This window comes from Clostridioides mangenotii TR (assembly GCF_000498755.1).
GTDB classification, from domain to species: Bacteria; Bacillota; Clostridia; order Peptostreptococcales; family Peptostreptococcaceae; genus Metaclostridioides; species Metaclostridioides mangenotii_A.
Map to the genome: position 1 here is coordinate 62,921 of NZ_AXUS01000011.1, position 13,178 is coordinate 76,098.

The 13,178-nt window shown below is 31.6% G+C and carries 10 protein-coding genes, 2 pseudogenes and 1 riboswitch; of the genes and pseudogenes, 4 read left to right on the plus strand and 8 right to left on the minus strand.

Annotated elements, in window-relative coordinates:
• Window positions 1-2: 2 nt before the first annotated feature.
• The 3 genes from purF to purE are packed head-to-tail and all read right to left on the minus strand — an operon-like array spanning window position 3 to window position 2,546.
• Window positions 3-1,358, minus strand: coding sequence for an amidophosphoribosyltransferase (gene purF / locus T473_RS0107170; RefSeq protein ID WP_029791598.1), 1,356 nt, complete (start codon window positions 1,356-1,358; stop codon window positions 3-5).
• Between the two features lie 11 nt (window positions 1,359-1,369).
• Window positions 1,370-2,065, minus strand: a complete 696-nt coding sequence (gene purC / locus T473_RS0107175; RefSeq protein ID WP_024621291.1) for a phosphoribosylaminoimidazolesuccinocarboxamide synthase — start codon at window positions 2,063-2,065, stop codon at window positions 1,370-1,372.
• A 4-nt stretch (window positions 2,066-2,069) separates the two neighbouring features.
• Window positions 2,070-2,546 (minus strand): 5-(carboxyamino)imidazole ribonucleotide mutase, encoded by a 477-nt coding sequence (purE, locus tag T473_RS0107180; RefSeq protein WP_024621292.1) that lies wholly within the window; start codon window positions 2,544-2,546, stop codon window positions 2,070-2,072.
• A gap of 312 nt (window positions 2,547-2,858) precedes the next feature.
• Between purE and T473_RS16425 the strand changes: the two genes are divergently transcribed.
• Together T473_RS16425 and wecB are read left to right on the plus strand one after the other, a co-directional pair.
• Window positions 2,859-4,778, plus strand: a complete 1,920-nt coding sequence (locus T473_RS16425; RefSeq protein ID WP_024621293.1) for a glycosyltransferase family 2 protein — start codon at window positions 2,859-2,861, stop codon at window positions 4,776-4,778.
• A gap of 30 nt (window positions 4,779-4,808) precedes the next feature.
• Window positions 4,809-5,911 (plus strand): annotated as a pseudogene (wecB, locus tag T473_RS16430) (non-hydrolyzing UDP-N-acetylglucosamine 2-epimerase).
• A 98-nt stretch (window positions 5,912-6,009) separates the two neighbouring features.
• Here wecB and T473_RS0107200 read toward each other — a convergent pair.
• From T473_RS0107200 to T473_RS0107215, 4 genes and pseudogenes are all read right to left on the minus strand, one after another.
• Complete coding sequence (locus T473_RS0107200) at window positions 6,010-6,927, minus strand: hypothetical protein (RefSeq protein WP_024621294.1); 918 nt, start codon at window positions 6,925-6,927, stop codon at window positions 6,010-6,012.
• Between the two features lie 165 nt (window positions 6,928-7,092).
• On the minus strand, window positions 7,093-7,707 hold the full coding sequence (locus T473_RS16435; protein WP_051365883.1) for a TetR/AcrR family transcriptional regulator: 615 nt from the start codon (window positions 7,705-7,707) through the stop codon (window positions 7,093-7,095).
• A 12-nt stretch (window positions 7,708-7,719) separates the two neighbouring features.
• A pseudogene (locus tag T473_RS16440) lies at window positions 7,720-8,753 on the minus strand (ABC transporter permease).
• Window positions 8,737-9,471: an ABC transporter ATP-binding protein gene (locus T473_RS0107215; RefSeq protein WP_024621295.1), complete on the minus strand. Its 735-nt coding sequence runs from the start codon at window positions 9,469-9,471 to the stop codon at window positions 8,737-8,739. Before T473_RS0107215 ends, T473_RS16440 begins: the two are co-directional and overlap by 17 nt.
• A 274-nt stretch (window positions 9,472-9,745) precedes the next feature.
• Here T473_RS0107215 and T473_RS0107220 point away from each other — a divergent pair, with 274 nt between their 5' ends.
• Both T473_RS0107220 and T473_RS0107225 read left to right on the plus strand, forming a co-directional pair.
• Window positions 9,746-10,582: an alpha/beta fold hydrolase gene (locus T473_RS0107220; RefSeq protein WP_024621296.1), complete on the plus strand. Its 837-nt coding sequence runs from the start codon at window positions 9,746-9,748 to the stop codon at window positions 10,580-10,582.
• 139 nt (window positions 10,583-10,721) lie between these two features.
• Window positions 10,722-10,786: riboswitch (Fluoride riboswitch) on the plus strand.
• A 74-nt stretch (window positions 10,787-10,860) separates the two neighbouring features.
• The gene (locus tag T473_RS0107225) at window positions 10,861-12,117 is read left to right on the plus strand and encodes a voltage-gated chloride channel family protein (RefSeq protein ID WP_024621297.1); all 1,257 of its coding nucleotides are present in this window, start codon (window positions 10,861-10,863) and stop codon (window positions 12,115-12,117) included.
• Between the two features lie 33 nt (window positions 12,118-12,150).
• On the opposite strand, the gene T473_RS0107230 is transcribed toward T473_RS0107225, so the two are convergent.
• Window positions 12,151-13,035, minus strand: a complete 885-nt coding sequence (locus T473_RS0107230) for a DMT family transporter (protein WP_024621298.1) — start codon at window positions 13,033-13,035, stop codon at window positions 12,151-12,153.
• Between the last annotated feature and the right edge of the window lie 143 nt (window positions 13,036-13,178).

Here is a 13,178-nt window from a genome sequence, read left to right on the forward strand (position 1 = left end):
ACCTAGTCCTCCTTATCAATTATTTTAACTGCATAATCTCCATCAAAACAAGCCTTACAGAAAGTCGTTTCACTCTCTGTAGCTTCCAACATTCCCTCTATATCTAAAAATTTAAGCGTGTCACAACCTATATGTTTTCTCATCTCCTCAACAGTATGATTTGATGCTATCAGGTTCGATCTATTTGGCGTATCAATTCCATAAAAACACGAGTACTCAACAGGTGGTGATGTCACTCTTAGATGTATCTCTTTGGCTCCTGCTTCTCTCAGTGATTTCACTAGTCGTTTTGATGTAGTCCCTCTAACTATAGAGTCATCTACCAAAACTATAGATTTCCCTTCAATCATTCTCTTTAAAGGATTTAATTTTATCTTAACTGCTATTTCTCTCTCTTCTTGTGTAGGTTTTATAAAAGTTCTACCCACATATCTATTTTTTACTAAAGCTTCACTTACTCTGACTCCACTTGCATTTGCATAACCGAGTGCTCCTGGCCAACCAGAATCGGGTACTGGAACTACTATATCTGCATCAATATCATCATTTTGTGCAAGCCTTTCTCCACATTTTACTCTGAAGTCATAAGCGTTTACATTATCAATAGTTGCATCATTTCTTGCAAAGTAGATATGTTCAAATATACAGCTTCTCTTAACTGACTTTAAGTTTTCTGAGTAATGGTAAGACTTTAATTTTCCGTCTTTTACTACTATTATTTCACCAGGCTCTACGTCTCTAATTACTTCTCCACCAAGTATATCTATAGCACAGTTTTCAGATGCGAATATATATTCATCACCCTTTTTACCCATTATAAGTGGTCTAAATCCATTCGGATCTCTTACTGCAACTAATTCATCATCGCTAAGTATTACAAGTGCATATGCGCCTTTAATATAGTCCATAGTAAGTTTTAAACTTTCTACTATATCTCCTTTATAATATCTAGCTAGTATATACAAAATAACCTCTGTATCAGAATCAGTTTGAAACATGTACCCATCTTCTTCAAGCATGTCTTTTAGGTAATTTGCATTAACTAAATTACCATTATGTGAAATAGCTAGATTTCTCTTTCTGCAAGTTCCAACAAATGGTTGGCAATTAGAAATATGACTACCACCTGCTGTTGAATATCTAACATGTCCAATTCCTATATTTCCAATTAGGTTTTCGATTTCTTCTTCCTTAAATACTTCACCTACTAACCCCATATCTTTTTTATATTTAATTTTCTCGTCGCCCATAACAGCCATACCACAGCTTTCTTGTCCCCTATGTTGTATAGAAAAAAGACCGTAGTACAGTTCTTTTGATACGTTTTTATCGGAGTAAATACCTATGATCCCACACATAAAAACCCCTCCTATTTATTCATTCTTGAAAGGACTTCTGTGTAGCTCTCTATAAGTCCGCCAAGATTTCTTCTGAATCTATCTTTATCAAGCTTTTCATTAGTGCCTACATCCCAAAGTCTGCATGTATCTGGAGATATTTCATCTGCCAATATTATATTTCCGTCAGCGTCTTTACCAAATTCTATCTTAAAATCTACTAGTTTTAAATTTAATTTTAAGAAGAAGTCTTTTAATAATTTATTTATCTTTAAAGTCTCTTCTTTTAAGTATTTAAGCTCGTCTCTCTTTGCAAGTTTCATTGCTACTGCATGGTCTTCATTTATCATCGGATCATTGTAATCGTCGTTTTTATAGCTCAACTCAAATATAGGCTCATCGAGAACAATACCTTCTTCCATACCTACTCTCTTACAAAATGAACCTGCTGTTATATTTCTTATGATCACCTCAAGTGGTAATATTTCTACTTTCTTAACCAACATCTCTCTCTCTGACAAACTTTTTATAAAATGTGTTTTTATCCCGTTTTCGTTTAACATTTCAAAAATTATAGTAGATATCTTGTTGTTTAAAATACCTTTTGAATCTATTTCAGCTTTCTTTTCTCCATTAAATGCTGTTGCATCATCCTTATAGTAAACCACATACTCGTTTTCATTATCTGTTACATAAACTTGTTTCGCTTTTCCTTCATATAATAACATTCCTTTACCCCCTTAAACTTTTATCATCTTCTAATACTTTTTGAGCCATCAAGTTTCTGTATTCTTTTAAATCTTCTTTAAGTTTTGGATATTTAAGTGTCATGATTTGAATTGCTAATAGTGCTGCGTTAAGTCCTAAGTCTATAGTTACGGTTGCTACTGGTATACCTTTAGGCATCTGTACTATTGATAATAATGAATCTAATCCATCCATAGTAGATGATTTTATGGGTAAACCTATAACTGGTATTAAAGTCTGAGCGGCTATAACACCTGGCAAGTGAGCTGCTTTTCCGGCTGCTGCAATTATTACATCTACTTCATCTTCTACTTCCGTTATAAACTCAGTTAATTGAGTAGGAGTTCTGTGAGCTGACAACGCTCTAACCAATACCTCAATACCGAATTTTTCTAAAAGCTTTATTCCCTCTTCTAATTTTGGGTAATCAGATTTAGATCCCATTACTACTGCTACTTTCACTTAACTTCACCATCCTTATTTATATTAAAATTTATAATCATTTTTTATTAACACGAATTATATACTTAAATTTTATAATAATATACAGCTTTTTTCAAGCTATTTTTGAATTTTTCTAGAAATATTATTTTATGATCAGCTTTTAATGTTCGTGTTTTTTAATTAAATATACTATATTTTACTATTTATTTAATTATAGTTCAATTCTATAAACTATTTAGCCCAAATTACATAAATATGTATAGAGCGGACTGTTCAATCATTTAATAATAATATATAAATATTATCGATATTTAAGAGGAGGGAATATAATTGTCAGACTTAAAAAAAGTTTTGATAGGAAGCCCCATACACCAAACACCAGATATTTTAAAAGAGTTTCTGATATCGCTAAAAGAGTTAAATAAGAGCGATTTTGATATTAGCTACTACTTTATAGATGATAATATTGAAGAAATTTCTTCGGATTATCTCAAAAATTTTAAAGAAAGTGAAAAAAATGTAACTCTTATTGCCTCAAATTTCCAAGATAATTATGTAAAAAATGAACATACTCACATGTGGAGCTCTAATCTTGTTGATAAGGTAGCAAATTTCAAAAATGAAATTATTAGATATTCAATTGAAAATAATTTTGACTACCTTTTTTTTATCGACTCCGATTTAATAGTAAATCCTAGAACATTGAACCAACTTGTAGGAGATAACAAAGATATAATATCTAATGTGTTTTGGACTAAATGGGAGCCTAACACAATTGAAATGCCTCAAGTTTGGTTAATGGATTCATATGATATGCACGATGATAGTATTCCAACGGATCATGCACAGCAAACTATGGAGTTTATTAATAAGATGAGAATACCTGGAGTTTATAAAGTTGGTGGACTTGGAGCATGTACTTTGATAAGCAAAAAAGCGCTCTTAGCCGGTGTAAGTTTCAGCAAAATATACAATCTCTCTTTTTGGGGAGAAGATAGACATTTCTGTATAAGAGCCGCTTCTTTAGGACTTGAGCTTTATGTAGATACTCATCTTCCTGCTTACCATATCTACAGATATGCGGACCTCGATGGCGTAGAGAATTACAAAAAAGATACAATAGCTAAAAATAAAGATCTAATTAAATTCAAAGTGTTAAATAATATAACAAAGGGAATCAACGCTTTAGAAACATACTCGTATCAAACTGAATTTTCTAATGAATTTTTAGTATACTTTACTTCAAATGAGGGAAGTAAACAATTGGCTTTGATTAATAGTAAAAAAGACAATGTAAAGTCTAATAAAATAATTAACAGAGCTAGCATAACTAAGTGCGACTTTGACTTTAATATAAACGATACGAAAATTGACTGTGATCTAGAATTGACTGTAGATGGATTTAAAAACTTTAAAAGCTATTACAATAAGTACTCTGCTAGGTGTAGGTTAGAAAAACAAAATGATGGAAACTATCTGATCGATGAATTTATTATTGAAAATGAAATCACTCTAGATAATGCACCTATTGTTAGATATTTTAGAGAAAAACCTACACTTACTTTATCTATGATTGTAAAAAACGAAGAAGGTAGATATTTAAAAAAAGCACTTGAATCTGCTAGGGAATATATCGACAATGCAGTAATAATAGATGATGCCAGCACAGACAATACTATAGAAATATGTAAAGAGGCTCTCAAAGGTATACCTCTTACATTAATTTTAAACAAAGAATCAAAATTCAGCAATGAAATTGACTTGAGAAAACAGCAGTGGAGAGAAACTATAAGTACAGATCCCGATTGGATACTATTCTTGGATGCAGATGAAATATTTGAAGATAAATTTAAAGACAATGTCAATGAATTAATGATTAACTATGATATAGACAGTTATATGTTTAGACTTTACGACTTTTGGAATGAAGATCATTACAGAGATGATAATCTCTGGCGTGCGCATAATTCTTATAGAGTTTTTATGATCAGATATCAAAAGAATTTCGATTACAAATTCAATGAAACAGCTCAACACTGCGGAAGAATGCCCTACAATGTCGGAGAACTTCAATACTGCCTTTCTAACATGAGATTAAAGCATTACGGTTGGTCATGTGAAGAAGATCGCATCGAAAAATACAATAGATATTTAAAACTAGATCCAAATGGTGAATTTGGGTCATTAGATCAGTATGCTTCTATCCTCGATGAAAATATAAACTTGACTAAATGGGATGAAAACAGTTAGAATTTGAGTAGAAAGTTTAGGATGGTGAAAATAGTGAAAATAAAAGTTTTAACTATATTTGGAACTAGACCTGAAGCTATAAAAATGGCTCCTTTAATTAAAGAGCTTCAGCTTCACGACAGTATCCAAAGTATAGTATGCGTTACGGCCCAACATAGACAGATGTTAGATCAAGTTTTAAAAACTTTTGATATAACTCCTGATTATGATTTAAATATAATGAAAGATGGCCAGACATTAACTGATATAACATCAAAAGCTTTATCGAGTTAGATAGCGTAATGAAAGAAGTTAATCCAGACTTAGTTTTGGTACATGGTGATACAACTACTACTTTTGTAGGAGGGCTATCGGCCTTCTACAATAAAGCAATGATTGGCCATGTCGAAGCTGGACTCAGAACATATGATAAGTACTCCCCTTTCCCTGAAGAGGTAAACAGACAACTAACAGGAATTTTAGCAGATATTCATTTTGCTCCAACGGAACATGCTAAAGAAAATCTATTAAAAGAGGGAAAAGATATAAATAAAATATTTGTAACAGGAAATACAGCAATTGATGCACTTAATACTACTGTAAGTGACGACTACCATCATGAAGTATTAGATAAATTAAAAGATGACAGAATGATTTTATTGACTGCACATAGACGTGAAAATCTAGGTGAAAACATGTATAGCATGTTTAGAGCTATAAAGAGAATTGCTGATGAATTCGAAGATGTTCAAGTAGTTTATCCAGTCCATTTAAATCCTGCAGTTAGAAAAACTGCACAGGAGGTATTTGGAGACGACAATAAGATACATTTAATTGAACCACTGGAAGTATTGGATTTCCACAACTTTATGAGTAAATCTTATATGATCATGACAGATAGCGGTGGAATACAAGAAGAAGCACCTTCTCTAGGAAAACCAGTATTAGTACTAAGGGATACTACCGAAAGACCTGAAGGGGTCGCTGCTGGTACATTAAGGTTAGCTGGTATTGACGAAGATACAATATATTCTCTTACCAAACAACTGTTAACGGATGAAGATGTCTACAATAAAATGGCAAAGGCTTCAAATCCTTATGGCGATGGAAAAGCTAGTAAATATATAGTACAGCATATTTTAGATTTATTCTAAACACAAATTAAAAAGGATATATCAATTCAAAATTGATATATCCTCTTTATTTTAATACTTTTATACTACTATATATCTCATCTAAACCTATAATAATATTATCTTTGTCTAGATTTATAATAATTATGATATTTATTATAATAGTTATTACCGCTATATTTCATCTTGATTTCTCTATCGCTTTTCTGTGAACCATAGGAATCATTGTAAGAATTGTTTTCATAACCATATAATGGTTTATGATGATCGCGCTCTTTATCTCGATCACATTCATCGTGGCAGTCACATTTATCATGGTGGTCACATTTATCATGGCAGTCGCATTTATCGTGGTGGTCACATTTATCGTCGTGTTTTTTGTCGGATTTACACTTATCGCCAGTGCGAATAATAAATTCAATTGCTATTTCTCTAAGTTCATCTATTAATTTCTCAACTTGATCTAACTCTTTAGATAAATCACAAGTTAAACACTTACAGAAAGATGAAGATACTCCACCAAGGTTACAACAACTTCTATTGCAGAATATAATCAGGATGATTATTTTAGCTATAATAGCCAAAATTAGAAGTATTAGTTGTAGTAGTACACAGAATAATTCTCCTACTAAAGATTCATGTCTATCGTTACAGTTTACTTGTCTTATTGCATCAGCTAAGCAACGGTTAAGTTTTAAAGCTCTTTCTAATTCTTCTTTTAAAGAACAGTTTTCTATTAAACCACTTTCTATTAATTCTTCTAATACTCTAGAAAGGAATCCCAATATTCCCCTATCAGAACTGTAATCAAAAATTTCATCTACTTCTTTTACTAGCGCTGCTGATTGCAAATTACCTCCTACTAAAATATACTGAATTATATTCCATATATAACAAGGTGTTATTTGATATAGATCACTTTCCACCTTTAATGATTCTAATTTTTGTTGAGGTATTATATCAACTAATTTTCTTAAATCTGCAGAGCAAGCTTCTAAATCTGATTTATAGTTATTTAAAGTTTTAGCATTATCCATTTATTTCACTCCTATATATTATTAGGATAAATTTCATACCCTAATATAAATATATTAAATAAACAAATTTTTGACACTAAAAAACAATATTTCTTAAAAAATTGTATAATATAAGCATATTTTCACATTAATCTGCAGGACTTAATGCTCTAATAATAATTTGAACTACCATTTCTTTTTCAATTTTATCATCCATTCTAAATTCGGGTATAAGATAAATCTCGGTATAAAATATCCTAATACAGTTGTGATAATTATACGAAAAGCTGTCATAGTTGGTATATCAATAATATCGCCTTTTTCTTTAAATTTATAAAATAAATTTTTAATCTTATTATATCCGTACTCATAAAATAATGACTCAATTTCGTCCCTTATATATTCTTGTGACATAAACTCATTTACAAGTATTTTTAAAATAGGTGTCTCTTTTTTTGCAAACTCAAATCTATCATCTACAAAAGCTCTTATAAACATTTCAAAGGTGATATATTCTTTGTTTAATACAGTTTCAGAAAACTCTTTGAAAAATTTGGGTGCCATAAATCTAATAAAAGATGGAAATACAACCGCATCCAATAAACCTTTTTTAGTTCTGAACTGTCTAAAAATACTTCCTTCTGCTACCCCAGCCCTTTGAGCAATTTCTGCAGTAGATACTTTTTCGTATCCTTTTTCACTAATTAGTTCTACAGCTGCAATCAAAATATTTTGCTGTTTCTTTGTCAGTTTTCCATCCTTGTTATTGTCATTTATAATATAATCAATCCAATCGCTCATATAATTACCTCTTTACCATATTCTATGTTTTTTAAGTGCAAATACATTCAATACACCAAAAACCACTGTAAATCCTAGCAACACCAATAAATTTGGTGCCACATCGTAAAGTGAAGCTCCGCATGTCATTACATCTCGAAGTGCTTCACCTGCATATGTTAATGGCATACATTTCGATAAAATCTGTAGTGCCTCCTCCATATCTCTTATAGGGAATATTCCAGCAAAAAACGCCTGTGGAACTATTACAATCGGTATAAATTGAATTACTTGAAGTTCATTATTGCAAATGCCGATATAAACATTCCAAAACTAAGAGCACATAGTGCAATTACTATACTAATCACTAAAATTAGACCGATATTACCTACATTGTATATTTCTAATACCCATATGCTGTACGCCGATATTATAGCGGATTGCAAAATAGTGAATACTCCAAATCCTATTAAATATCCTAAAACTACTTCGTATCTTCTTATCGGTGTAGCCAATAATCTCTCCAGAGTACCTGTTGTACGCTCTCGTAAAAAACTAACTCCAGAAATTAAAAATACAAAGAAGAATATAAAAAATCCTATAAGTAAAGGTCCTAAGTAATCAAGTGTATTCATATCATCTGACCCGTAATAACTATCTATTTTAAGTTCTAAAGAGTTCATCTGAGCTGGTACGTTTTTCTTTATAGCGCTTTGGATATCTTTTACCACTTGCGAAATAATAGAGCTATCCGATCCATTAAGTAAAATATTTATCTTTGAACTCTCTTTTGTTATATACGCATCTAGATCTTTTTCTTTAAATTTTTCTTCAGCTTCCTTTTTTGTCATAACATAGATATTTTTATCACTTTCCATATAAGAAAGCATCTCTTCTATCTGCTCATTTTCTATGCCAATATTTACACTAGCTTCATTATTAGTAAATACAAAGTTCATAAGAGTCAGTATAAGTATTGGAGCAAATATCAACAGGGCGAGTGTACGTTTATCTCTAAAGAACTGTCTTATAATCCTAGTTACAATTGCATTAATTCTCATATACATCTCCCCCTAACTTCAAGAATGCTTCCTCTAAAGTACTACATCCATGCTCATTTATTAATTCTCTTGGAGATCCAACAGATATACACCTACCACCTCTAATCATAGCGAGTGTATCGCAGTTTTGAGCCTCATCCATAACATGTGTTGTCATTAGGATTGTAACTCCTGATTCTTTTAGGCTTCTCAATTCATCCCATATTTGCTGTCTAAGGAGTGGATCCATTCCGACTGTAGGTTCATCTAAAACAAGGAGTTTTGGTCTATGTAAAAGTGCTATTGCTAAAGACAACCTTCTTTTCATTCCACCAGAATAATTTGCCACTACTTTTTTGCTATCATCATTCAAATTGACAACCTTTAATGATTCATATATTCTACCTTTCCACTGTATTTTTGGAACTTTATACAATTGACAGTAGAACTTCATATTTTCCTCAGCTGTCAAATCTGTATACAGTGCATCAGCCTGAGCTGTATAGCCAATATCTTCTATAACCTCTACATTTGGTACCTTTCTATCCATTATATATATTTCTCCACTATTAGCCGATTCCATCCCCATTATAAGCCTAATTAAAGTTGTCTTTCCAGCTCCAGATGGACCTAACAATCCGAATATTTCTCCATTTTTCACTTCGAACGAGATATCTTTTAGTACTTTCTGCTTCTTATAATGTTTAGATACACCTTTAATTTGAATACAGTTTTCACTTTCCATATCTTCATCCCCTTACAATACATTCTAAATGAGTATTCACTCATTTTATTTTACCATGTTGATATTTATAACACAATAACAAAATGAGTGATCACTCATTTTGTTGTCAAAGTATTTTAAAAAACGAAAAATTATAGAAGCATTAGCCCCTATGGTTGTTATGATTCTTTATCTATTATCTAATATATCATTTGAGCTATAAATATAAACTAAAACATATTAATATAATTTCTATAATATCCTATTAATAAAGAATGTTTTTAGGAGGTTTTTTATGAAATACTATATAAGAGTTGAAGACAATGTTAGGATTTTCGCTGAAGATTTAAATCCAACCGCAAGTAAAACACTTTTTTTTATCCACGGTTGGCCTCAAAACCATAAAGTCTTTGAATATCAGATCAATAGACTTATAAACCTTGGATTTAGGTGTGTTGCTATAGATCTTAGAGGTTTTGGTAATTCAGATAGCCCTACAGATGGCTACGACTACAACAGGATGGCTGATGATATTAAAGTTGTAATCGATACACTTAAATTGAACAACATTACTATAATAGGACATTCTATGGGAGGGGCAATAGCTATAAGATATATGGCTAGACACAGAAACTACGGAGTTTCTAAATTAATTTTAATCGGAGCTGCTTCTCCAAAGTGGACTCAAGGAGAAAACTGGAACTATGGTTTTAGCGTTGATCAAGTTGATGATATGATAAATCAACTTTACAATGACAGGCCAAAACTTATCAGGATTTTCTCTGAAATGTTTTTTTATCAGTATATAAGTACTCCTCTAGCTGATTGGTTCTCCGCTATATCCCTATCTAGCAATAGCTGGGCTACTATTAAATGCTTAGAATCTCTTAGAGACGAGGAAGAGTTTGACGATTTACCAAAAATCTATGTTCCTACATTGATACTTCATGGAACTCATGATCAAATATGCCCATTTGAGTTAGCAGAATATATGAATAAAAGTATTCAAAGATCTAGATTAATTCCTCTTACAGAAAGTGGTCATGGCTCCTTCTACGAACAAAGAGATACGGTTACTCAACAAATAGCTGATTTTGCTAATGAAAATATAATTACGCCTAGATTCGTTTAGTTTAATACTTGCGTATTACCTCAGAAACATTATCCTAGCAAACATTAACACCTAGTTTTGACTCTATAAAATTATAATTAACATTTAGTTACTTACTATTTGTATTTTAACAAAATAAATGATAATATTAAAATATAATAATTTAATAGGTGATGGTGTTCGCCTTTTAAATATCAGTAAATGATTGATGACGCCTACTTAAATATTGGGACTTTATGGTTCCTCTATTTAAGTAGGCATTTTTTGATTGTCTATTTTAAAATCAGGAGGTGAAATTTTTGAATTCAGAATTCAAAGAATGTATTAACAACGCAAATTCTATCTCTTTTTACCTTATAAAATGGCTTATAGTCTCTCTTGCAGTCAGTATACTAGTTGGATCTCTATCTGCCTTTTTCTTAGTGAGTCTAGATTTTGTAACGATAAAGCAAACCGATTATAAGTGGTTATTATTTTTACTACCTTTTGGTGGAGCATTTATCTCCTTCTTGTACAAAAGATTTGGCAATAATGCTATTAAAGGCAATAATTTAATTATTGAACAGGGTAATGGAGAGGAAGAAAATATACCATTACGACTTGTTCCTCTTACACTTTTTGGAACACTTGTAACTCATTTATTCGGTGGGTCAGCTGGCCGTGAAGGAACTGCTGTACAAATGGGTGGTGCTGTAGCTGAATTGACTGGTAAGATTTTTAAATTTAATAAATTTGACAGAAAAATAATAATTATATGTGGTATAAGCGCTGGATTTAGTTCTGTTTTTGGCACTCCATTAGCTGGAACTATCTTTGGTCTTGAAGTTTTATCACTTGGACTTATTAAACATGACGCTCTAGTGCCGAGTTTTTTCTCTGCATTCTTTGCAAATATAGTAACTTTAAGCTACGGTGTTAACCATACACACTATAACATTGGGGTTATACCTGAATTAAATCCAATCTTAGTTTTAAAATTAATAACAGCAGGTATAGCATTTGGTCTAGTTGGTCTTGCTTTTAGCCTTTCTATCGCTGTAATTAAAAAATTCTATATAAAATGGATGCCAGACCCAGTTATCAGATCATTTGTAGGTGGAGTTGTCGTGATATTGCTTGCTTTTTTAGTAGGAACTAGAGACTACTTAGGACTAAGCCTACCACTTCTTCAACATGCCTTTGATGGAACTTCAGAGATGTTCGCATTTTTATGGAAACTTGTATTCACTGCTTTTACTCTAGGAGCTGGATTCCAGGGAGGTGAGGTTACACCTCTATTTGAGATAGGTGCAACACTTGGCTCTACCCTGTCTACAGTTTTATTGCTACCTACTGCATTTTTGGCTGCACTTGGATTTATAGGAGTTTTTACTGGAGCTACAAATACTCCGATAACTTGCTTTATTATGGGCATTGAATTATTCGGCTCTGAAGGTGCAGTATACATTTTCTTAATATGTGTAATAAGTTATTTATTCTCAGGCAACTCAGGAATTTATTCATCGCAAAAAATTTCAATAAAAAAAGGCCCCTTTACCAATGATAAAGTGACTTAAAACCTTTAGATTTTATTTATAGAGACAAGGATATTAATCCTTGTCTTCAATTTTATCAAGTTTTTTATTGTATAGAAACATATAAAACGAAGCAATAAATACTATTATGTATCCAAGCACACTAAGTGTATCTGGAAATTGATTGAATAGTAGAATACTAAGTATTGCTGAGAATATTATGTTTGTGTAATCGAATATAGATATCTCCTTGGCTGGTGCATATTTATATGCAAGAGTTATTCCAAATTGACCTAAGCTAGCAAAAGTTCCCGCTAAAAGCAGATATACAAGTTGCAGCCATGTCATAGACTTAAATACAAGTATAAATGCAGGGAAAGTTGTCACGAGTGAAAATACCGAGAAGAAAAATACGATTGTATAGTACTCCTCTTTATCCTTCAAAACCCTCAGACATGTATACGCTGCACCTGCAAATAATGCCCCTAATATAGCTACTATGTACGGTACTAAGTCTACTGAAAATGTTGGTTTTATAATAAATAAAGACCCTATAAATGCCACCACAAGAGATGTTATTTGCTTTGCATTTATTTTTTCTTTTAAAAACAATGCACTTAGTATAATAACTAGGAATGGGCTTAATTTATTGATCATATTTGCATCTGATAGCACCAACTTGTCAATTGCATAGAAGCTAAAAATAACTCCCAATGTACCAAATAGCGATCTATATATAAGAATTTTTCTATTCTCCTTTTTTCCAGTCATACTTCCCTTATGTTTTATAATTAGATAAAGTGCCACTGTTGCCGAAACCAAGTTTCTAAAAAATACTTTTTGGAAGTTTGGAAGATCACCTGCAAGCTTTACAAAAGCTGACATTAAAGCAAATCCCAAAGCTGAAGCTGTTATAAATATAATACCCTTTACTCTATCTGATTTGATTATATCTAGCATAGCATTTCTTCACATCCTTTCTTAAATTTTAAAACATTTAGTATAATTATAGTATACTTTATTAATATCTGTCGAAAATTTGATAAATAAAAGTTTTAACTTATTATTCATACCCTAAAAAGAATAAATTACTCACATCTTAA